At 35.9% G+C, this 21,079-nt stretch carries 20 protein-coding genes and 4 tRNA genes; 19 read left to right on the forward strand and 5 right to left on the reverse strand.

Features of this window, described 5'->3' with window-relative positions; all coding sequences use genetic code 11:
- The first annotated feature begins 73 nt into the window (after positions 1 to 73).
- The gene (locus tag LC814_RS08435; protein WP_226063499.1) at positions 74 to 1,318 is read left to right on the forward strand and encodes a DUF445 domain-containing protein; all 1,245 of its coding nucleotides are present in this window, start codon (positions 74 to 76) and stop codon (positions 1,316 to 1,318) included.
- Positions 1,319 to 1,496: 178 nt separating this feature from the next.
- Here the strand turns inward: LC814_RS08435 and LC814_RS08440 are convergent, their stop codons facing one another.
- Positions 1,497 to 2,504, reverse strand: a complete 1,008-nt coding sequence (locus tag LC814_RS08440; RefSeq protein ID WP_226063500.1) for a quinone-dependent dihydroorotate dehydrogenase — start codon at positions 2,502 to 2,504, stop codon at positions 1,497 to 1,499.
- 223 nt (positions 2,505 to 2,727) lie between these two features.
- On the opposite strand from LC814_RS08440, the gene LC814_RS08445 reads away from it, so the two are divergent.
- The 6 genes from LC814_RS08445 to LC814_RS08470 all read left to right on the forward strand — a co-directional run bounded on the left by LC814_RS08445 (position 2,728) and on the right by LC814_RS08470 (position 10,183).
- Positions 2,728 to 4,419 carry a TrkH family potassium uptake protein gene (locus tag LC814_RS08445; RefSeq protein ID WP_226063501.1) on the forward strand — a complete coding sequence of 564 codons (1,692 nt, stop codon included), beginning with the start codon at positions 2,728 to 2,730 and terminating at the stop codon, positions 4,417 to 4,419.
- Positions 4,420 to 4,431: 12 nt separating this feature from the next.
- Positions 4,432 to 5,118 carry a potassium channel family protein gene (locus LC814_RS08450; protein ID WP_226063502.1) on the forward strand — a complete coding sequence of 229 codons (687 nt, stop codon included), beginning with the start codon at positions 4,432 to 4,434 and terminating at the stop codon, positions 5,116 to 5,118.
- Between the two features lie 61 nt (positions 5,119 to 5,179).
- On the forward strand, positions 5,180 to 5,671 hold the full coding sequence (locus LC814_RS08455) for a hypothetical protein (RefSeq protein WP_226063503.1): 492 nt from the start codon (positions 5,180 to 5,182) through the stop codon (positions 5,669 to 5,671).
- Between the two features lie 216 nt (positions 5,672 to 5,887).
- The gene (locus LC814_RS08460; RefSeq protein WP_226063504.1) at positions 5,888 to 7,429 is read left to right on the forward strand and encodes a glycine--tRNA ligase; all 1,542 of its coding nucleotides are present in this window, start codon (positions 5,888 to 5,890) and stop codon (positions 7,427 to 7,429) included.
- A gap of 103 nt (positions 7,430 to 7,532) precedes the next feature.
- Positions 7,533 to 8,672 (forward strand): serine hydrolase domain-containing protein, encoded by a 1,140-nt coding sequence (locus LC814_RS08465; protein WP_226063505.1) that lies wholly within the window; start codon positions 7,533 to 7,535, stop codon positions 8,670 to 8,672.
- Positions 8,673 to 8,962: 290 nt separating this feature from the next.
- The gene (locus tag LC814_RS08470; protein ID WP_226063506.1) at positions 8,963 to 10,183 is read left to right on the forward strand and encodes an aminotransferase class V-fold PLP-dependent enzyme; all 1,221 of its coding nucleotides are present in this window, start codon (positions 8,963 to 8,965) and stop codon (positions 10,181 to 10,183) included.
- A gap of 4 nt (positions 10,184 to 10,187) precedes the next feature.
- On the opposite strand, the gene bcp is transcribed toward LC814_RS08470, so the two are convergent.
- Positions 10,188 to 10,640 carry a thioredoxin-dependent thiol peroxidase gene (gene bcp / locus LC814_RS08475; RefSeq protein WP_226063507.1) on the reverse strand — a complete coding sequence of 151 codons (453 nt, stop codon included), beginning with the start codon at positions 10,638 to 10,640 and terminating at the stop codon, positions 10,188 to 10,190.
- A 32-nt stretch (positions 10,641 to 10,672) separates the two neighbouring features.
- On the opposite strand from bcp, the gene nth reads away from it, so the two are divergent.
- Positions 10,673 to 11,290 (forward strand): endonuclease III, encoded by a 618-nt coding sequence (nth, locus tag LC814_RS08480; RefSeq protein ID WP_226063508.1) that lies wholly within the window; start codon positions 10,673 to 10,675, stop codon positions 11,288 to 11,290.
- Positions 11,291 to 11,293: 3 nt separating this feature from the next.
- Here the strand turns inward: nth and LC814_RS08485 are convergent, their stop codons facing one another.
- The 3 genes from LC814_RS08485 to LC814_RS08495 form a co-directional block, all read right to left on the reverse strand.
- Positions 11,294 to 11,683: a response regulator gene (locus LC814_RS08485; RefSeq protein WP_226063509.1), complete on the reverse strand. Its 390-nt coding sequence runs from the start codon at positions 11,681 to 11,683 to the stop codon at positions 11,294 to 11,296.
- A gap of 7 nt (positions 11,684 to 11,690) precedes the next feature.
- Complete coding sequence (locus LC814_RS08490; protein ID WP_226063510.1) at positions 11,691 to 13,940, reverse strand: PAS domain S-box protein; 2,250 nt, start codon at positions 13,938 to 13,940, stop codon at positions 11,691 to 11,693.
- Between the two features lie 196 nt (positions 13,941 to 14,136).
- Positions 14,137 to 15,930, reverse strand: coding sequence for a DUF885 domain-containing protein (locus tag LC814_RS08495; RefSeq protein WP_226063511.1), 1,794 nt, complete (start codon positions 15,928 to 15,930; stop codon positions 14,137 to 14,139).
- A gap of 177 nt (positions 15,931 to 16,107) precedes the next feature.
- Here LC814_RS08495 and LC814_RS08500 point away from each other — a divergent pair, with 177 nt between their 5' ends.
- The 11 genes from LC814_RS08500 to LC814_RS08550 all read left to right on the forward strand — a co-directional run bounded on the left by LC814_RS08500 (position 16,108) and on the right by LC814_RS08550 (position 21,065).
- Positions 16,108 to 16,569, forward strand: coding sequence for a hypothetical protein (locus tag LC814_RS08500; protein WP_226063512.1), 462 nt, complete (start codon positions 16,108 to 16,110; stop codon positions 16,567 to 16,569).
- Positions 16,570 to 16,659: 90 nt separating this feature from the next.
- Entirely contained in the window at positions 16,660 to 17,340 is a 681-nt protein-coding gene (locus LC814_RS08505; protein ID WP_226063513.1) for a MotA/TolQ/ExbB proton channel family protein, read from the forward strand.
- On the forward strand, positions 17,340 to 17,738 hold the full coding sequence (locus LC814_RS08510; protein ID WP_226063514.1) for an ExbD/TolR family protein: 399 nt from the start codon (positions 17,340 to 17,342) through the stop codon (positions 17,736 to 17,738). Before LC814_RS08505 ends, LC814_RS08510 begins: the two co-directional genes overlap by 1 nt.
- Positions 17,739 to 17,770: 32 nt before the next feature.
- Entirely contained in the window at positions 17,771 to 18,610 is an 840-nt protein-coding gene (locus tag LC814_RS08515) for a ferric siderophore ABC transporter substrate-binding protein (RefSeq protein ID WP_226063515.1), read from the forward strand.
- 30 nt (positions 18,611 to 18,640) lie between these two features.
- Positions 18,641 to 19,879: a bifunctional folylpolyglutamate synthase/dihydrofolate synthase gene (locus LC814_RS08520; protein ID WP_226063516.1), complete on the forward strand. Its 1,239-nt coding sequence runs from the start codon at positions 18,641 to 18,643 to the stop codon at positions 19,877 to 19,879.
- 49 nt (positions 19,880 to 19,928) lie between these two features.
- Positions 19,929 to 20,003: transfer RNA gene (locus LC814_RS08525), tRNA-Val, on the forward strand.
- A gap of 45 nt (positions 20,004 to 20,048) precedes the next feature.
- Positions 20,049 to 20,123 (forward strand) — tRNA-Val (locus tag LC814_RS08530).
- 41 nt (positions 20,124 to 20,164) lie between these two features.
- On the forward strand, positions 20,165 to 20,407 hold the full coding sequence (locus LC814_RS08535) for a GIY-YIG nuclease family protein (protein ID WP_226063517.1): 243 nt from the start codon (positions 20,165 to 20,167) through the stop codon (positions 20,405 to 20,407).
- Between the two features lie 112 nt (positions 20,408 to 20,519).
- Positions 20,520 to 20,594 (forward strand) — tRNA-Val (locus LC814_RS08540).
- Between the two features lie 41 nt (positions 20,595 to 20,635).
- Positions 20,636 to 20,878: a GIY-YIG nuclease family protein gene (locus tag LC814_RS08545; RefSeq protein ID WP_226063517.1), complete on the forward strand. Its 243-nt coding sequence runs from the start codon at positions 20,636 to 20,638 to the stop codon at positions 20,876 to 20,878.
- Positions 20,879 to 20,990: 112 nt separating this feature from the next.
- Positions 20,991 to 21,065 (forward strand) — tRNA-Val (locus LC814_RS08550).
- The last annotated feature ends 14 nt before the right edge of the window (positions 21,066 to 21,079 follow it).

The raw sequence follows: 21,079 nt of genomic DNA on the forward strand, positions 1-21,079 counted from the left end.
CTTTAAAACTAAAATTTAGGTAAAATAGTATGATTAAAAAAAATTGCGAATCAAATTTAGTACATTTGAAACAATGAATGATATAGAGAAAAAAGCGCAATTAAGGAAGTACAAAATGTTTGCCACAGGACTTTTCGTTTTGATGGCAGTCATCTTCGTCATTACGACCATTTTAGCAAAAGAAAATCCCGCACATTGGATTGGTTACATCCGTGCTTTCTCAGAAGCAGCAATGGTTGGTGCGTTGGCAGATTGGTTTGCGGTGACCGCACTTTTTAATTACCCACTCGGAATAAAAATTCCACACACCAATTTAATTGAAAACAGTAAAGAGCGCATCGGCGATAATCTAGGGAATTTCGTAGTTGATAATTTTCTATCGCCTCAAAATATTCGTCCATACATTCAAAAAATAAAAATTTCGCATTTCGTGGGCGATTGGCTTTCCAAAGAACGCAATCAGGAAAATCTGATGAAAGAAGTTTCTAATATCGTATTAGACATTCTGAATAAATTAGACGATACTGAAGTCGTGAACTTTATTGGTAAAAAAGCCAAAGAAATGACAAATGATGTAAAAATTAACCTCATCATTGGCAATGGACTGGAATATGTTTTGGATAAAAAAGACCATCAACGGTTTATCACCAATCTATCCAAACAGATTAAAGAATATGTCATCAACAATCAGCAACTTGTTAAAGATCGTGTAAAAAGTGAAAGTTTTTTTCTCGTTCCCAAATTTGTAGATGATGGTATTGCCGATAAAATAACGAAAGGTCTATCAAAATATTTTGAAGAAGTTGAATTGAACGAAAGTCATTCTCTACGAAATGAAATTACAAAGAAATTGTATGATTTTTCTGCCGAAATTAAGACCGAAGAAAAATGGGTTGAGGAATTTCGGAACATTAAAAATGATTTCCTGACCTCTGAAAAAATCACCCAATATTCCACCGATATTTGGAATTCTATCAAGAAATCTCTTTCTAAGGAATTAGAGGAAGAAAATTCTGGCTTAAAGAACTATATTCAGAAAAATCTGGCTGAACTTTCCGAGAACTTAAAAACCGATGAAAAGTTTCAAAACAAAATTGACCATTGGGTTCGTGTCACCGCTTATAAATATATTCTGAAAAATACGCATCAATTTGGCGGATTAATAAGCTCTACCGTCGGAAATTGGGAAGGAAAACAACTGAGCGAAAAAATGGAACTTGAAGTTGGAAAAGATTTGCAGTTTATTCGTGTCAACGGAACTTTAGTTGGCGGCTTGGTAGGTTTAATTATTTATACGGTGACTGAGTTTTTTATTTAGAGCCGGAAGTCGGAGGTCGGGAGTCGGAAAATTACTGCAAACTGTTTTTAAGTGCAACAATCTGATTCATTAATTGAAAGGCTTCCTGGCATGATATAATTATTAATATTGTAATAATTACTTCCTGCATTACGAACTCCACACTTCCGTCGCCCGACTTCTAACTTCTGACTTCTGACTACAAACTTTCCAATATCTTCTTATTAATCTCCCGAATCAATTCCGGTCCTTCATAAATAAATCCTGTATACAATTGTATTAAACTTGCGCCCGCTTCTAATTTTTCTATAGCATCCTCGGCAGAATGAATTCCACCAATACCGATAATTGGAAAAGCTTTTCCACTCTTTTCCGCCAGAAAGCGAATGACTTCTGTGGAACGTTTGGTTAACGGTTTCCCAGAAAGTCCACCTGTTTCTTTTTTGTTTTCTGAATTTAAATTTTCTCGCGAAAGTGTTGTGTTTGTCGCGATGACGCCAGCAATTTGGGTTTCTTTTACAATATCAATAATATCTAAAAGTTGAGTGTCCGTTAAATCAGGTGCAATTTTTAATAGAATTGGTTTCGGTTTTTTCTTTGTCAAATTTAGTTCTTGCAAAGTTCCCAGCAGTTTTGTTAATGGTTCTTTATCCTGAAGTTCACGCAGATTTGGAGTATTTGGCGAACTGACATTGACCACAAAATAATCAACATGATCGAACAGTTTTTCAAAACAGATGATGTAATCATTAACAGCGTCTTCATTCGGAGTCACTTTATTTTTACCGATATTTCCCCCGATCAAAACATTTTTATTTTTCTTCAAACGTTCTACCGCGGCATCAACTCCGCCATTATTAAATCCCATTCGGTTGATAATTGCAGAATCTTCTTTTAAGCGGAATAATCTTTTTTTAGGATTTCCGTCTTGCGCTTTCGGCGTTAATGTTCCGATTTCTATAAAGCCAAAACCTAAATTAGATAGTTCGTCGAACATTTTCGCATCCTTATCAAAACCTGCGGCTAAACCGACAGGATTTTTAAATTTCAAACCGAAAACCTCTCTTTCCAATCTTTTATCTTCGAGAGGTTTGGGAAGGAAATTCTTTGTTAAAAAAGGGAAATTCTTTAATAATGAAAAAGTAAAATAATGAACTTCTTCAGGATCAAATTTGAATAAAATCGGACGAATTAGGGATTTATACATGGAAATAAAAGTTGGACACAAAAATAAGCAAATTAGGATGGAGGCCGAAAAGCTTTCTAGAATTTCTCTTAATAAAAAGCTTTTTTAGGCGTTTTATTTTGAAATTTATTTACATTCGTAGTAATTAAATTGCAAAAAATCTTTTATCGCTTACTTTTGATCCATGTGGAATAAAAACCTAAACCTCTTTTCTTTTTATACGAGTCTTTTCGCGGTATCAATAATGATTGTCACCGCGGGTTTCTACGATGAATTTCTGTTTCGCAGTCAAATAATTTATTTCTACGATTTCAGCTTTTTACTTACCCTTATCAATATTTTATATTATAATATTTATAAGAAAAGCCCTGCTACCAAAAAGATTTGGCCGTTAGAGATTATAGTAACGATTTTGATTTTGGTGTATTATCTGGCACGTTTTGAATATAATTTTTCTGCAACCCGTACTTTTCAGTTTTTTAATCTTCGACTGCTATATGTTGTGATTGTACTTTGTTTTGTTCGGGATTTTTCAAGTTTAAATATTAATTTTAAAAGAACCTACATTAATCCAGCGCAGCTTTTTATATTGAGTTTTCTTGCTATTATTTTATTTGGAACCGCGCTGCTCATGATGCCAAATGCGACGGTTAACGGAATTAAACCTTTAGATGCGCTTTTCACCGCTACCAGTGCGGTATGTGTTACAGGATTAATTGTTTTAGATACTTCAAAAGATTTTACATTGTTTGGCAAAATTATTATCATTTCACTCATTCAAATAGGAGGACTTGGAATCATGACTTTTGCGAGTTATTTCAGTTATTTCTTTCGTGGCGGTGCGTCTTACGAAAACCAGATTAGCCTGGGCGAAATGACGAGTTCTGATAAATTAGGAGAAGTTTTTAATACACTGAAAAGAATTATAATCATCACCGTTTTTGTAGAAGCGCTAGGTGCGATTTTCATCTATTCAACTCTAGATTTATCTTTGCTGGATAATTCAGTTAATAAAGGAATCTTCTTTTCTGTATTTCACGCAATTTCTGCGTTTTGTAATGCTGGATTTTCTACACTAAGCGGCAATTTATATGAACCTGGTTACGAATTTAATTACGGTCTGCATTTTACAGTAGCATCTTTGTTTATTTTCGGCGGGCTAGGATTTCCGATTGTTTATAATGTGTACAAATACGTAAAACATCTCCTCAAAAACTTCTTTCGTTCTCTTTTAACCAGAGAAAAATTTCACCATACTCCTTGGGTGATCAATTTAAATTCCCGAATAATTTTAGCTACAACAGCTATTTTACTTATTTTCGGGACCTTGTCGATTTATATGTTAGAATATGATGGAGCTTTAAAAGATCACTCCACTTTTGGCGCATGGATCGAAGCTTTTTTCATCTCAGCAAACAATCGAACGGCAGGATTTAATACGATCGATGTAAATTTGATTTCCGCGCCAACCTTGATGATTTGTATCTTTTTAATGTGGATTGGTGCTTCACCCGCTTCCACCGGTGGTGGTATTAAAACCAGTACTTTTGCGATAGCCACTTTAAATATCATCAGTCTTGCAAAAGGAAAAAAAAGGACAGAAATATTTCGTCGGGAAATTGGAGAACATTCTATCAGAAGATCTTTTGCAATTATTGCACTCTCCTTAATCGTTTTAGGAATTGGGATTTTCCTGCTTGTTATTGTAGAACCCGATAAAGATTTAATGACTTTATCATTTGAAGCATTTTCGGCCTACTCCACGGTTGGTCAAAGTATAAATGTTACACCGACACTTTCTCCTGCTGGTAAAACCATCATTATTGCGATGATGTTTATTGGTAGAGTAAGTATGTTTTCTTTATTAATCGCCATGATGAAAAGAGAGAAATACTACAATTACCAATATCCGAAAGAAGAAATTTTAATCAATTAAATTAATGAAAACATGAAATATATAGTCATCGGTTTAGGGAATTTTGGACTTTCTCTCGCGGAAAAATTAACAAAATTAGGCAACGAAGTGATCGGTGTGGATAATAGCATTTCTAAAGTTGAAGCCGTAAAAGAAAAAATATCTTATGCGATTTGCCTGAATGCAACCGATGAATTTACGATGTCTGGACTTCCTTGGAAAGATACCGATATTGTAATTATCGCCATCGGCGAAGACACTGGGGCAAATATTATGGCTACAGCGATGGTGAAAAAATTACATCCGAACCGCATTATCAGTCGTGCCATTACCCCAATTCATGAAACCATTTTAGAAGCCATGGACGTGGAAACGATTATTCACCCCGAGGATGAAAGTGCGGAACGATGGGCGAAAAAATTATCACTTAAAGGAATGGTAGATTCCTTTGAACTCAGTATCAATTATAGTATTGCGGAGATTGCCATTCCTGATAAACTCATTGGAAAAACCATTGAAGAAGTTGGATTTAGAAATAATTATAACCTGGTTTGTGTTACAATTATTAAAAAAATCGCCGATAAAAACTTGTTCGGAAAAGTAAAGCGGATAAATCAGATACAAGGCGTTGTAACTACTGATACCGTTTTAGAAAGTGCAGACATCTTGGTTATTTATGGGGAAAATAATGATATCAACGGTTTTATTAAACAGAATTAAATTCATCATAAAAAACGACGCTTGTAATCAAAAAAAAATCTATTTTAGCAAAAAAAATTCTATGAAAAAAATTCTATTATTTGGATTGCTATTTTGTTTTCAAATTATCTTTTCTCAAGTAAGTTTGTCCGGTAACAAATTGGTAAAAGACGGGCAGTCTTATAAATTTTCGCAATACCAAAAAGTATTCGCAAATCCTATCGCAAGTGACTTTTTTAAAAAAGGAAGAACCAATAAAACAGCTGGCGACGTTATTTCCTCAATTGGCGGTTTCGGAATGGGTTTTAGTTTAGGGATGATCATCGGATCTCCAAAAGAGCAAACATTTAATACTCCCTATGGTTCAAGCAGTGTTAAAACGGACAATAGTGCGAGATGGACCGTTTTTGGAGTAAGTGCCGGAATTGCTCTGGCTTCGATTCCGTTTTATTTGGGTGCGAAGAAAAACTTTGACAAAGCGATTGAAGCTGAAAACAGCGAACCAACAGCTTTTCAACCGTATTTCAAATTAGAAAGTGCGGGAAATGGTTTGGCTTTGAGTTATCATTTTTAAATAGTTTTTTAAATTATATATTAAAATAGGCGGAAATTACTTTCCGTCTTTTCCTTTTTTAAAATAGACCCTTCTTTATATCCTGGTCGTAACTAGCCCTGATCGCAACGACATCCTTTTGCGTAACGGAGTGAAGCAAAAGATACAGTGGAGAGCAGGATTCAGCTCCTAAAAATCACAATAAAATTCCCTATTTTTGCACAAATTCAAAAGACGATGGCTAAACAAGAAGATGTTTTCAAAAAATTGATTTCGCACGCGAAAGAGTATGGTTTTATTTTTCCATCCAGTGAGATTTATGACGGACTTTCGGCGATTTACGATTATGGACAAAATGGAGCGGAACTGAAAAATAACATCAAACAATATTGGTGGAAAGCAATGGTGCAGCTGAATGACAACATTGTGGGAATTGATACGGCGATTTTCATGCATCCAACCATTTGGAAAGCTTCTGGTCACGTTGATGCATTTAATGATCCTTTGATTGACAATAAAGATTCGAAAAAACGTTTCAGAGCCGATGTTTTAATTGAAGATTACTGTGCAAAAATCGAAGATAAAGCACAAAAAGAAATAGATAAAGCAGCGAAGAGATTTGGGGAAGCTTTTGATAAAAATGAATTTGAAAGTACGAATCCACGTGTTTTAGAATATAGAGAAAAGCAGAAAACAATTCTTTCCCGAATGGCGCAATCTCTTGAAAAAGAAGATCTTGCCGATGTGAAAGCTTTGATTGAAGAGTTGGAAATTGCTGATCCTGATACCGGCTCTAAGAACTGGACAGATGTTCGTCAATTTAACTTAATGTTCGGAACTAAATTGGGCGCTTCTGCAGATTCGGCGACTGATTTATATTTGAGACCGGAAACCGCGCAGGGAATTTTTGTAAACTTTTTAAATGTTCAAAAAACGTCCCGTCTGAAATTACCTTTTGGAATTGCTCAAATCGGGAAAGCCTTTAGAAATGAGATTGTTGCGAGACAGTTTATTTTCAGAATGCGGGAATTCGAACAGATGGAAATGCAGTATTTTGTACCTCCGGGAACGGAATTGGGTTTCTATGAAACTTGGAAAGAGAAACGTTTGAACTGGCATTTGGCTTTAGGTTTAGGTGCAGAAAATTATAAATTCCACGATCACGAAAAACTGGCGCATTACGCAAATGCTGCGGCTGATATTGAGTTTAAGTTCCCATTTGGATTTAAAGAATTAGAAGGAATTCATTCCAGAACCGATTTCGATTTAAGTGCACACGAAAAACATTCCGGACGAAAATTACAGTATTTCGACGCGGAAAGAAATGAAAATTATGTTCCTTATGTGGTAGAAACTTCGGTTGGTTTAGACCGATTATTTCTAGCAATTTTCTCTAACTGCTTGAAAGATGAAGTCTTAGAAGATGGTTCCGAAAGAACTGTTCTTTCATTACCTCCAGCTTTGGCTCCGGTAAAAGCGGCGATTTTACCTTTAATGAAAAAAGACGGTTTAGGAGAATATGGGGAAAAAATCTTCAATGATTTGAAGTATGATTTCAACATGATTTACGAAGATAAAGACAGTATTGGAAAACGGTACAGACGTCAGGATGCAATCGGAACGCCTTTCTGTATTACGATCGATCACGATTCTTTGACCGACAACACCGTGACTTTAAGAGATCGAGATACCATGAAACAAGAAAGAGTTGCAGTTGCAGATTTGCGCAGAATCATCGACGAGAAAACGAATTTTAGAAATTTACTTTCTAAAATTTAAGATTACAAAAAATATTTTTTATGAAAAGTTCCGGAGAAATCCGGGACTTTTTTATTTAATAGATTTCCATTAATAACACTAAATTTGTTTAAACAATTAGAGCATGGTGCAAAAATTACTAAAAGGATTTCTGGTCGCGGTTGCCGGAGCAATAGCGTTATCATACACTTTTGGATTCAGTTATTTATTCAAAGGAATACGCGAAACTTACTTACGTGGAACCAATGGTTCCTCTATTGACGACGGCACCTATTTTCCAGCTCATACGATCGCAAAAGGAATTTCGATTCCCTGGGAGAAAGATTCTCTATATAACAAAGAACCTTTACCGAAAAATCTCGTTGAAGATTTAAAACAATCCAATTCCGCTTCTTTTCTCATCATCAAAGATGGAAAATTATTGCATGAACAATATTGGGACGGCTACAACCAAAACTCCAAAACCAATTCTTTTTCAATTGCAAAAACGATAACGGTTCTGCTTGTGGGTAAAGCCATCGAAGAAGGAAAAATAAAAAGCTTTGATCAGAAGTTTTCAGATTTTTTTGAAAACTATAAAAATGTTGAATTTGGTAAAAACCTAACCCTTGCCAATTTAGCTGAAATGGAAGCGGGTTTAAATTGGAAAGAAGACTATAATAATCCCTTTCTTCCCAATGCGAAAGCTTATTACGGGAAATCTCTGGAAGAGGCAGTTTTACTTCGGGGATTTAAAATGCAACCCGGGACCCAATTCGAATATCAGTCTGGTGCGACGCAACTTCTGGGATTTGCCCTTCGAAAATCTCTAAATAAAACGGTTGCCGAATATGCATCAGAAACTTTGTGGAAACCTTTGGGAATGGAAGAAAATGCAGAATGGAATACTGATAATCACGGCATGGAAAAAACTTTTTGCTGTATAAATTCGACTTCCAGAGATTTTGCAAAACTCGGTCAATTAATTTTGCAAGATGGATTTTTTAATGGTCACCAGATTCTAAAACCAACCTTGGTTCAGGAGATGAGAACACCCACTAAATTATCAAATGGGGCTTACGGAATGGGACTTTGGATTAATAATGACGCAGTCGTAAAACATTATTATTTCCGAGGGTTATATGGTCAATATATTATCGTGATTCCCGAGAAAAATATGGTTATTGTTCGAACAGGAATGGATAAAAGAGAAACTTTTGATGAGAAAGGACGACCAAAAGAAGTGGAAGAATATGTAAATGAAGTGGTGAAAAACTTTGATTAAACAGTAGAATTCTTTAACGCAAAGACGCACAGGTTTTAACCTGACTCACTCTTAAATTAATTACGGCGCAAAGGCGCTTCGCCTAGCAAGGAGGGATTTCAGATTTACTTTTTTGATCTTGAAAATAACTTTAAAATCATCATTCTTTTGTGTCTTTTGTGGTTAAATTAAAAATGCGTTAAAACGTATTTTGAATATTTCGTCTCTAATCTTTTGTCTTTAAATCCCTAATCTAATAACGATTATTCAATTTAATATTCCGTAAATTTGAAGCATTCTAAATAAGCAATATGTTCGACCTACAAAATATTCGCAGTCAGTTTCCTATTCTTACCCAAACCGTAAACGGAAAGCCTTTGGTTTATCTCGATAACGCGGCAACTTCTCAAAAACCTCTTTCTGTTATTGAAAGTTGGGAGAAATATTATAAGGAAATTAACGCCAATGTTCATCGTGGAATTCACACTTTGAGTCAGTTAGCAACTGAAGAAATGGAAGTTTCGCGTAGAAAAGTTCAGAAGTTCATCAATGCTAAAAATGATTTCGAAGTTATTTTTACCAAAGGCACAACAGAAGGGATCAACCTCATCGCTTATTCAGTAACGAATTTGATTAAGAAAGATGATGAGATTATTATTTCTTATTTAGAACACCACTCGAATATTGTGCCGTGGCAAATGCTTTGTGAAAGAACTGGGGCGAAACTGAAAGTAATTCCGATGGATGAAAACGGAATTCTTCAACTCGATTTTTTAGATCAAAATTTAAATGAAAGAACGAAAATAGTTTCTCTGAATCAGGTTTCAAATGCTATTGGCGTAATTAATCCGATTGAAGAAATTATTGAGAAAACCAGAGCTCATTCAAATGCCATGATCGTGATTGATGGAGCGCAATCTGTTCCACACTTTAAAATTGATGTTCAGAAAATGGATTGTGATTTCTTCGTGTTTTCCGGACATAAAATGTACGCTCCGATGGGAACAGGAATACTTTATGGTAAAGAAGAAATCCTTCGGAGAATTCAACCTTTTCACGGTGGGGGCGAAATGATTGCAACCTGTTCTTTTGAAGAAACAACTTATGCAGATTTACCTTTTAAATTTGAAGCTGGAACTCCAAATGTCGGCGGAAATATCGCCTTGGGAGCAGCGATTGATTTTATGGAGAGCATTGGTCAGGAAAATATTCAAACGCATGAAAGCGCTTTGCTGGATTATGCACAAAATAAATTACTGGAAATTGAAAATCTAAAAATCTATGGTGAAAAAGCCCGTAGAACAGGCGTAGTTTCTTTCAACCTGGAAGGAGTAGGAATCGCATCTGACGTCGGAATGATTCTCGATAAACTCGGAATCGCAGTGAGAACTGGTCATCACTGTACACAACCTATTATGCAATTTTTTAATATTGCAGGAACTGTTCGCGCAAGTTTTGCCGTTTACAATACGTTTGAAGAAATTGATATTTTAGCAGAAGGCGTAAAAAAAGCCCAACGGATGCTGGGCTAATTATTTAAGATTCTTTTAGAATCTGTCTTGCTGCTGTTTTATTTTTCACCTTATCGATAACGCGGGTACAAATCCCTTTTTCATCGAAAATGAAAGTGGTTCGCATGACACCCATGTATTCTCGACCCATGAAGTTTTTCATTTGCCATACTCCAAATTTTTCTAAAGTCTCTTTAGACTCATCAGAAAGAAGAGGAAATTGAAATTCATTCTTTTCATGAAATTTTCTTTGAGCAGACACAGGATCAGCAGAAATGCCAATTAATTCATAACCTTCTTTAGTTAATTCAGCAAGATTATCGTTTAAATTACACGCTTCGGTTGTACAACCAGGTGTGCTCGCTTTTGGGTAAAAGAATATAATCAATTTCTTTCCTAAGAAGCTCTTTGACTGTACTTTATCTCCATCTTGGTTTAAAAGTTCAAATTCAGGTATTTTATCTCCTACTTGTAGCATATTGTTTAATTTTGTTCAAATTTAGAATTAAAATGTTAAAAAAACAAAGGGCAGAAATTGTGAGTACGGAATTGGAGAAATTATATCCCACAGTTCCCATTCCACTTGACCATAATGATCCCTTTACGTTATTGGTGGCAGTCGCACTTTCCGCCCAAACTACGGATAAAAAAGTGAATCAGATTACGCCAAAACTTTTCGAAGTTGCAGGTGATCCTTTTAAAATGAAAGAATTAGAAGTTGACGAAATTAAATATTTAATTAAAGAAATCGGCCTCGCCAATACCAAAGCCAAAAATTTAAAACGAATGGCGGAACTCTTAGTAGAAAGACATAATGGAATTGTACCACAGACTTTCGAAGAACTGGAGGATCTTCCGGGCGTTGGTCATAAAACGGCTTCTGTGGTGATGAGTCAAGCGTTTGGAGTACCAGCTTTTCCGGTTGATACCCATATTCACCGACTGATGATTCAGTGGAAATTGACTTCAGGAAAAAATGTAGTGGAAACTGAAAAAGATGCGAAGAAATTATTTCCGAGAGAAACATGGAATAAACTGCATCTACAAATTATTTTCTACGGTAGAGAATATTCACCTGCAAGAGGAAATAAAGACAAGGACTTTATTACGAAAATGTTATTTGATTAAAATTTAATTTGCAGATTTTAATAAATTAGATTGCAAGTTTTCATTTAAAAGATGCTCTACTTTATCTACTAGATCATCAATTTCAAAGGGTTTTGCAAGAAAATCATCTGCACCGATATCTTCACAAATTCGCGCGGCATCTGGGTGAGCCGACATTAACATTACTTTAATATCAGCAGTTTCAGAATTGCTTTTTACTTCTTTTGTTAAAGTTCGCCCGTCAAAACCAGACATGAGCATATCGGTAATAATCAATTTCGGTTTGGCTTTTTCCAGTTTTTCCTTGTATTCTGCAGGATTGCAACAAGATTCAACATCGTAACCATCAGCAAGCAAAATGCTTTCGATGAGCATACAAATATCTTTGTTGTCATCAACAACCAATATCTTCATAATTTTATTAATTTTTTTTCAGTGGAAGGGAAAAACAGAATTTGCTTCCTTTATTCTTCTCACTTTCTACCCAGATTTTTCCGTTATGGCGGTCCATAATATCTTTAACAATGTATAATCCAATTCCGAAACCTGGGAAAGTGACTTCATCTTCACCGGAAACGCGGTAAAAACGATCAAATATTTTAGTGAGTTCTTCAGAATCCATACCGATCCCATAATCCCGAACCGAAACGATCGCAGATTCTTCATCAACCAATAATTCAACATCAACCTCTGTCGAATGTGGCGAATATTTAATTGCGTTCGTTAATAAATTATTGAGAACTTGCGTAACACGATCTTTATCGGCAAAAACTTCAATATCTGAAATATGTCTTAACTCAAAATTAATGTGATGCGTTTGGTGCGCAGCTTTAATATCTTCTATGGTTTCTGTGACAAGTTTTACAAGAGAAAAATTGTTTTTATGCAACGGCAGTTTTCCAGATTCCATGCGTGAAATATCCAAAAGCTCACCCATCAAACCATTTAATTTATTGATTTGATTCTCAATGGTATTTAAAGAATTTACTAAAAACTTATCTTCTGAATGACCACGCATCTTCTTCAGCAACTGCACATAGCCTTTGATGGTGGTCACTGGAGTTTTTAATTCATGATTTGCAATTTTTATAAAATCATTTTTATGCTGATCTTGCCTTTTCATGTCGTCAATATCAGTACTTGTACCCACCCATTTTTTAACATTTCCGAATTCATCTAACTGAGGAAAAGCACGGCTCAGAAACCAGCGGTATTCGTTATTCTTATTGCGGAATCGGTGTTCATACGAAAATGGTGTTTTATTTATAATACTTTCATTCCAGCGACGCTTATTTTCTTCTTTTTCGTCCGGATGCACAATATCAATCCAGCCCTCTTCTTTCAAAAAAGTATTATAGTCTTTCCCGGAATAATCGATGGTGGCTTGATTAAAGTACGTAAGTTGGCCATCACTTTCGCCAATCCAAACAATCTGCGGAATTGCATCTGCCAGGAAACGGTATTTTTTTTCGCTCTCTTTAATGCTTTGTTCAAAGTTTTTCAGATCTGTAATATCGCGAATGGTTCCAGAGATATACGGTCTGCTGCCTTCCAAGCCTTCTAAAAGTCGACCATAAATTTCGATCCAGCGCACCTCTCCATTTCGAAGAATCATTTTCGTTTGATAGAAAAGATCGCCAGTTTTTTTTGCTTTTTTCAAAGCTTCGTTACGAACTTCAACAAATTTAGGATGAATATGATTTTCAAAAACCTTAGAATCTATGGTTTCTGTATCTGCATCATAGCCTAATATCGATAAAAACCGGGGCGAAAAATTATATTTTAGCTGCGTGTCATAATCCATATCAAACCTGCCCAATTTGGTAGCATCTAGGGCAGTGTTTAGTTGATGATGACTTTGCTGCAAAAGTATTTCGTTGGTTTTCCTTTCGGTAATATCTTGCATTACTCCAACCATTCTGCTGGGTTCACCCTTTTCGTCCAGAAATATTTTACCATTGGTGAATATCCACTTTAGATTTCCTTTCTTATCAACTATTCTGGCTTCGTATTGATATTTTCCAGTTTTTAAAGCAGTTTCAAAAGCTTTCTCTACTATATTAACGCGATCAAATTCGATCAAATGATTTCGTAATTGTTGATGGCTCATTTTATCATCCTTTTCATACCCGAAAATACTGGTAAGATAAGAAGAATGCACAATATCCGAGTTTTTCAGGTTTAAATCCCAAGTTGCTGTATGAGAACTTTCGGTGGCCAAACGAAGTCTTTCCTCCTCATCTCTAATTTTAGTTCTCGCACCTACAAGATCTGTAACTTCAATTACAACGGTAGCGAAATAAAGCAAGTCGCCACTGTCGTTATAAATTGGCTGGTAAACAAAATTAAAGAAAACGTCCTGCAGAATGCCATCTCTTTTCAACTTTACACTGTGTTCTGGTGCATAAAAAGGTTCCTTCGTCCTTTTTACATTCTCGAAAATAGACAGCAATTGATCTTCGGTTTCGGGGAATATTTCGAACATATTCTTGCCCAAGACTTCATCTTTTGTTTTTTGAACAATAGAAAGCCATGCATCGTTTGCGAATTCAAAGATATAATCTTCGTTCACAAGCGAAAATCCGAAAGGGGATTTTTGCATTACATTATCCAAAACATTCTCACTGAGAGCGAATGGAATATGAGGAAAGTTGGCCTCCATATAGAACATTGATTTTTGAGGCGTAAAAATACAGATTTATTTAATAGTTTCCTAAAATAATTTTAACATGGCAAATAAATTTACAATCATATCTACAATGCTACGACAATACTCCTAAAAGATTAACATATTTACTAATTATAATAAAAAATGACAAATCCGTTGAATTATTCAACGGATTTGAAGTAAATATGATTGCAATTTTCTACTGTTTTTTTGCCCACAAACTCATTTTACGGTCTAAAACATCCAACGGCAAACAACCTTGATTTAAAATTTCCTGATGAAACTTTGCTAAATTGAATCTACTACCCAATTCTTTTTCATATAAAGTACGGAGTTCCCGAATTTTCAGCGACCCAATTTTATAACTTAAAGCTTGACCAGGCATTGCCATATAACGTTCAACTTCAGCAACCGCACTTCCTTCATCATAAGAAATATTACTGAGGAAATATTTAATGGCTTCTTCCCTGTTCATTGTCCCCGTGTGTATTCCAGTATCAATTACCAGACGAACTGCCCGTAACATTTGATCGCTTAAATATCCCATCTTTTGATAGGGATCGGTGTACAATCCAAACTCAGGACCTAAAGTTTCGCAATAATGTGCCCAACCTTCGCCATATGCGCCGAACCAGCCGAATCGCATGAATTTAGGAAGATCAGTATTTTCTTGCTGAAGGGAAATCTGATAATGGTGGCCGGGAATTGCTTCATGTAAAAACAAAGACTCCATTCCCGAAGTTACATTGAACTTTTTGGGATCGGGAATCGGAATGTAAAAAATTCCGGGTCTTTTACCATCTGGTGTTCCCTGCATATACTCAGCGCTGGCGGTAGCTTCGCGGAATTTTTCGGTTTGACGGATTTCAAAAGGTGTTTTCGGACTAACTCCAAACATGGTTTTCAGCTTGGGCGTGATTTTTTCTAAAATACCATTGAAAGCATTCAAAATTTCTTTTTCGGTTTTATAAGGCATCGCTTTCGGATCTGATTTTACGAAGGTGATAAATTCCTCCACCGATCCATTAAAACCAACTTCCTGCTTTACCTTTTCCATTTCGCCGCGTAACATGGCAACTTGCTCCAATCCTAATTTATTAATTTCTTCCGGTGTTTTTCCTGTTGTACTCCAACTCTTAACATAGTAGGCATAGATTTCATTTCCTTTCGGTAAACCATTAAGGCCGTCAGTCGTACGCGCTTTTGGAAGATATTCATTTTCTAAAAAAGCACCCATTTCGGTATAGGCAGGAATAATTTTTTTTGATATTACATCGCTGTATGCCGTGGTTAACTTCTGTTTTTCAGCACTGCTAAATTTTTTCGGAAAGTTCCGAATCGGACCGAAAAATATATTTTTTTCTAAAGATGGATCTGTTAATTCCGATGCATTCATCTGCACAATCATTTTCGCAACGAGAGATTTCGGTAAAACGATACCATTTTTAATTCCCATTCGAAAGTTTTCAGAAGCAGTTTGCATCCATTCTGGGAATTTTTCCATTCTTTTTAACCAATCTTCATAATCTTTCACGGTTTTGAAAGGTTGATTACCCTCTCCACTTCCCAATAAAGGAAAATCTAACGGCAAACCGCCAAACTGCGTGAACGGAATATATTCAGGATGATAAGCGTAACGTTCAATTTTATCTTTTAAGGTGTAATCTAAAACATCATAAACGGTCTTGTCATCATCGCTTAAACCTTTATAATCAACTTTATTGAGCTGACTTTGCACGGAAGTATAAAAAGAAATTTCCCCGGATATAAAATCTTTGTCAATATTAATAGGCAACTGATCGTTATATCGCGGATCTCCCTGCGCAGTCGCTTCCAGCGGATAAAGTTTTAGATATTGCTCGTAATAATCTGCAGCAATAGAATCTATGGAAACCGGTGTAACCTTGGTAAGCGGTGAATCTGACTTTTTACAGCTGGTGACAAAAGTTAAAATTCCGAGCGAGAAAAAAACGGCGTAAAAAATATTTTTCATGTAGAAGTATTTATGAAATGCTAAATTAATTGTTTTTGAACAAAGTTGCATACTATACAAAATTGCAGCCTCAATACGGTGTAAATGAAAATAAACGATAATAATTTTGCGCAATGGATCTATTTTTTATCTTTGTTCGATCAGTATCACATTAATTAACTCTATTTTTCTTTAGCAATGAAAGGGATTTTAAAAATCTACCATCCGGATGAAACCTTGAAATACCACATCCAAAGCACCTATTGCAAAGCGGTTTACAGCAACACGAAACATTTGTTAGAAGTAGAAATTATTACCAATGATTCTTTGGATCATGTTGATGACGACTCGCTGCAGTACCACTTCCCTCAAATTGCCCTAAATATTTCTGATTTCCCAGTTGAGGATGAAGAACTCCACGGAAAATCTTTTACTGTAACAGACGATGTTGATGAAGAGTATACTGCTGTAGATCTTTTCGATGATGAAGACGCATATTTATCAAACAATAAATTATCTTTTCTGAAAGACGCCGACGGCGAACTTGAACTTTTCTGGGAAGGTAATATTGATGATTTTTATACGGGTTCTTCAGATTCTATTCCTTTTAAACTTAAATGTAATTTCAAGCAGGATGAAATTTTAGTTGATGAAGATTAACTCTTAATTTCCTGCTCCTTATATTTTTCGCCTTAAAATCTGTAATATTAAGGTAATTTTGCCGTTCCATTTTTAATCTAAAACAAACTCATGTTCTTACAAACTCCAACACAAATCACCACAACTACTACCGAGAAGCACGTATTTTCCCTTTGGGAAATTCTTTTTGGCGGCGGCCTGGTCGGAAATGTAATTATGATCGCTATATTTCTGTTGGGAATTTTGGCCCTTTATATCTTCCTCGAAAGATATTTTTTCATTAAAAGAGCCTCTAAACAAACGCCAAATTTTTTAGAAAATATAAAAGATTTCGTGCAGGAAGGTAAAATTACAACTGCAATTGATTATTGTAAAACCATCGATTCTCCAGAAGCCAGAATGATTGAAAAAGGTCTTGCAAGAATTGGCCGTCCGATTTCTGATATTTCCAATGCGATGCAAAACCAGGGTCAGCTGGAAGTTTCCAAGCTGGAAAAAAATCTCAATATTTTAGCATCTGCATCCGGAGCGGCGCCTATGCTGGGTTTTTTGGGTACCGTAGTCGGCATGATCATGGCGTTCTTCGAAATTTCTAATGTTACGGGCGCTGTAAGTCCAAAACTGTTAGCCTCGGGAATTTATACTGCAATGGCGACAACCGCAGTCGGTTTATTTATAGGAATACCTGCTTATTTTTTCTATAATATTTTGGTGACGAATGTTGACCGGTTAGTTTTAAAAATTCAAACCCATGTGAATGAATTTCTAGACACTTTAAATACGCCGCTATAATGGAGTTGAAAAGAAAAAACAGAGTAAACGCAGAGTTCAGCATGGCTTCAATGACAGACATTATTTTTCTGTTGCTGATCTTTTTTATGATTACGAGTTCTGCCATCAGCCAAAGCTCCATTGAAGTTAAATTACCGACAGCTGATACGTTGAACCCAAGTGTTCAGGATCCCGCCGTCGTAACCATTAAAGAAGATGGGAAATATTTTGTTAATGATAAGCAGATTGCAAAAGAGGAATTGGAGCAGTATCTTGTTACCACTTTGAAAGGGGAAGAAAAACCATCTTTCACCATTCGTGCTGATGAAAACACGAAGCATAAAGACGTGGTTTATGTCATGGCAATCGCAGAAACTCATAAATTTAATTTAGCCATCGCTACAACTCAAGAAAAATAAACGATCAATTCTTGATAAAAGAATTCCGTACTATGGATTATATTATTCAACATAAAAGAAACGAAGAAAAAGACCGCACAAAGAGCGTTATTATAACGATTCTTCTTTCTCTGCTAATTTTTCTGGGGATTTTCTTTTATACTTTCACCAAAGAAATTCAAAAACCCGAAGAGTTTACCACAATGCTCATTAATTTTGGTGATAATAATAATGGCGCAGAAGTAGAAGAACCTGCCAATCAGGAAGGAAGTTTGGCTTCCTCCGCAAATGTTGAACAACCACAACCCGTGGAAGAAGTTGCCAAACCGGTCGCTCAGGAAAAAATTATAACGGGTACGAATCCTGTAGTAAAAAGACCAAAAGCTGAAAAAGTAAAAACGGAAAAAGCACCCGTTAAAGCAGTTGCCCAAAAAACAACTCCCACTAAAAAAGCTGCTACAAAATCTGCAATACCGAATTCAAAAACCGGCAGTGGTGACGGAAAAGGAAACGCAGCTATCGGAAATCTGTTAAAAGGACGCGGCACGAAAACGGGCACCCAAGGAACGAGCGCAACGACAGGAAATTCTGGAGATCCATTAGGCGGTGAAGGTAACGGCGATAGTAAGATTGGTATTGACAGGAAATTGATCGGTTTTATACCCGGAACAATGGGGCGAGGTGGCTCGCAACCTACGCACGCCTGTACTGCAAGCGGGACAATTAATGTCGCGTACACGGTTGACAAGGCGGGTAATGTGGTTTCTGCACGTCGATTAAGTGGAGTTTCAGATGGTTGCGTCTCGTCAACTTCTGTGAGCTGGGTTAAAAAATATGTAAAGGCAGAGCGGTCAAACTCTTCTTCTACTGGAACTTACAGTATTACTTTTTAAATTTCCTGAGCTAAACCAAGATTTTCTCTAATGACTAATCAACAATATCAGGAAGCGCTCAACTGGCTCTTTCAGCAATTACCCAATTACCAAACCGACGGTAAAAAAGCCTACAAACCCGGTTTTGACAATATTATAAAATTGTGTGAAATTTTTGGAAATCCTCAGGAAAATCTAAAATTGATTCACATTGGCGGAACCAACGGCAAAGGTTCTACGAGCAATATACTTGCTTCAGTTTTACAAGAAGCAGGTTATAAAATTGGGTTGTATAATTCACCACATCTTTTTGATTTTACGGAAAGAATTAAAATAAATGGGGAGAATTGCGATAAAGAATTTGTTTACCATTTCATTCAAAAACTCAGAAATTTACCCGAAGAAATTCAACCCTCTTTTTTTGAATTTACGACAGTTATGGCTTTCGAATACTACTATCACAATAAAGTTGATTTTGCAATTATAGAAGTAGGCTTAGGTGGCCGAGTAGATTCCACCAATATCATTACGCCGATTGTTACTGCGATAACAAACGTGGCATTAGATCATCAGGATCTTTTAGGAGAAACCCTGGAGGAAATTGCTGCTGAAAAAGCGGGAATCATTAAACATAATATTCCTGTGATTTCCGGCGATGAAACGGAGGTCGTAAAAAACATCATTAAAGATAAAGCTGCGTTAGAAAATGCACCTTTCATTGACGCTACAACAATTGAAACCAATTTAAAATCAGACTTAGAAGGCAATTATCAACTTAAAAATATTAAGGTTGTTTTGGCTTTAATTCAAGAATTACAAAAGCAAGGTTTACAAATTAACGATCACCAAATACAAGATGGACTTCTAAATGTGCAGAAAAATACCAATTTTATGGGTCGGTGGTTTCAATTCTCGAAAGAACCGCTCGTCATCTGCGATACCGCTCATAATCAAGCAGGTTTAGAACTTGTTTTCGATCAACTTAATGAAATACCGCGATTTAAATATGTTATTTTAGGCTTTGTTAATGAGAAGAAAATTGAGGATGTTTTAAAGATTTTACCAGAAAATTCGGTGTCCTATTTTGTTAAACCCAATAACAATAGAGGTCGGCATCCAAGAGATTATGAACATTTACTTAAAAATTTAAAAATAAATTATAAAATTTTTGATAAAATTCAGGAAGCCTATCTTTTTGCCAGACAGCAACTTAAAAATGAAGAAATGATTTTTATTGGCGGCAGCAACTTTGTAGTGGGAGAATTTTTAGAAAATAATTTGGAGAAATAAAAAAACATTGTATATTTGCCGAACGAAAATTTGGAACACCAAATAAGTCGGGCTCTTAGCTCAGTTGGTTCAGAGCATCTGGTTTACACCCAGAGGGTCGGGGGTTCGAATCCCTCAGGGCCCACAGAAAAAACCTCAGTATTATTCTGAGGTTTTTTTCTTTTTTTAGGGGCGGTTAGCTCAGTTGGTTTAGAGCGTTGCGTTGACATCGCAGAGGTCGCTGGTTCGAACCCAGTACTGCCCACAAAACTTTATCAAGAAATTGAAAAGTTTTTTTCTTTAAATATGTTTTATCTCTATATTCTTTATTCTGAAAATATAGACTCTTATTATGTAGGAGTTTCAGCAAATGTGGAGGAAAGGTTAAAAAGACATTTGTCTAATCACAAAGGTTATACTGCAAAAACAAAAGATTGGATCATTATTTACACCGAAATTTTTGATACAAAAACAGAAGCATTACGCAGAGAAATTGAAATTAAAAACTGGAAAAGTAAAATTATGATTGAAAAATTAATTCAAAAATAAGCTCGGTTTATTCAGAGCATCCCGATTTAAATCGGGAGCGGTCGGGGGTTCGAATCCCTCAGGGCCCACAGAAAAAACCTCAGTATTATTCTGAGGTTTTTTTCTTTTTTAGGGGCGGTTAGCTCAGTTGGTTTAGAGCGTTGCGTTGACATCGCAGAGGTCGCTGGTTCGAACCCAGTACTGCCCACAAAACTTTATCAAGAAATTGAAAAGTTTTTTTCTTTAAATATGTTTTATCTCTATATTCTTTATTCTGAAAATATAGACTCTTATTATGTAGGAGTTTCAGCAAATGTGGAGGAAAGGTTAAAAAGACATTTGTCTAATCACAAAGGTTATACTGCAAAAACAAAAGATTGGATCATTATTTACACCGAAATTTTTGATACAAAAACAGAAGCATTACGCAGAGAAATTGAAATTAAAAACTGGAAAAGTAAAATTATGATTGAAAAATTAATTCAAAAATAAGCTCGGTTTATTCAGAGCATCCCGATTTAAATCGGGAGCGGTCGGGGGTTCGAATCCCTCAGGGCCCACAGAAAAAACCTCAGTATTATTCTGAGGTTTTTTTCTTTTTTAGGGGCGGTTAGCTCAGTTGGTTTAGAGCGTTGCGTTGACATCGCAGAGGTCGCTGGTTCGAACCCAGTACTGCCCACAAAACTTTATCAA

It is taken from the genome of Kaistella polysaccharea (assembly GCF_020410745.1).
Lineage (GTDB): Bacteria > Bacteroidota > Bacteroidia > Flavobacteriales > Weeksellaceae > Kaistella > Kaistella polysaccharea.

Coding starts and splice junctions, on each gene's coding strand:
- LC814_RS08435 (WP_226063499.1), top strand. CDS start 74: ATGAATGATATAGAGAAAAAAGCGCAATTAAGGAAGTACAAAATGTTT.
- LC814_RS08440 (WP_226063500.1), bottom strand. CDS start 2,504: ATGTATAAATCCCTAATTCGTCCGATTTTATTCAAATTTGATCCTGAA.
- LC814_RS08445 (WP_226063501.1), top strand. CDS start 2,728: ATGATTGTCACCGCGGGTTTCTACGATGAATTTCTGTTTCGCAGTCAA.
- LC814_RS08450 (WP_226063502.1), top strand. CDS start 4,432: ATGAAATATATAGTCATCGGTTTAGGGAATTTTGGACTTTCTCTCGCG.
- LC814_RS08455 (WP_226063503.1), top strand. CDS start 5,180: ATGAAAAAAATTCTATTATTTGGATTGCTATTTTGTTTTCAAATTATC.
- LC814_RS08460 (WP_226063504.1), top strand. CDS start 5,888: ATGGCTAAACAAGAAGATGTTTTCAAAAAATTGATTTCGCACGCGAAA.
- LC814_RS08465 (WP_226063505.1), top strand. CDS start 7,533: ATGGTGCAAAAATTACTAAAAGGATTTCTGGTCGCGGTTGCCGGAGCA.
- LC814_RS08470 (WP_226063506.1), top strand. CDS start 8,963: ATGTTCGACCTACAAAATATTCGCAGTCAGTTTCCTATTCTTACCCAA.
- bcp (WP_226063507.1), bottom strand. CDS start 10,640: ATGCTACAAGTAGGAGATAAAATACCTGAATTTGAACTTTTAAACCAA.
- nth (WP_226063508.1), top strand. CDS start 10,673: ATGTTAAAAAAACAAAGGGCAGAAATTGTGAGTACGGAATTGGAGAAA.
- LC814_RS08485 (WP_226063509.1), bottom strand. CDS start 11,683: ATGAAGATATTGGTTGTTGATGACAACAAAGATATTTGTATGCTCATC.
- LC814_RS08490 (WP_226063510.1), bottom strand. CDS start 13,940: ATGTTCTATATGGAGGCCAACTTTCCTCATATTCCATTCGCTCTCAGT.
- LC814_RS08495 (WP_226063511.1), bottom strand. CDS start 15,930: ATGAAAAATATTTTTTACGCCGTTTTTTTCTCGCTCGGAATTTTAACT.
- LC814_RS08500 (WP_226063512.1), top strand. CDS start 16,108: ATGAAAGGGATTTTAAAAATCTACCATCCGGATGAAACCTTGAAATAC.
- LC814_RS08505 (WP_226063513.1), top strand. CDS start 16,660: ATGTTCTTACAAACTCCAACACAAATCACCACAACTACTACCGAGAAG.
- LC814_RS08510 (WP_226063514.1), top strand. CDS start 17,340: ATGGAGTTGAAAAGAAAAAACAGAGTAAACGCAGAGTTCAGCATGGCT.
- LC814_RS08515 (WP_226063515.1), top strand. CDS start 17,771: ATGGATTATATTATTCAACATAAAAGAAACGAAGAAAAAGACCGCACA.
- LC814_RS08520 (WP_226063516.1), top strand. CDS start 18,641: ATGACTAATCAACAATATCAGGAAGCGCTCAACTGGCTCTTTCAGCAA.
- LC814_RS08535 (WP_226063517.1), top strand. CDS start 20,165: ATGTTTTATCTCTATATTCTTTATTCTGAAAATATAGACTCTTATTAT.
- LC814_RS08545 (WP_226063517.1), top strand. CDS start 20,636: ATGTTTTATCTCTATATTCTTTATTCTGAAAATATAGACTCTTATTAT.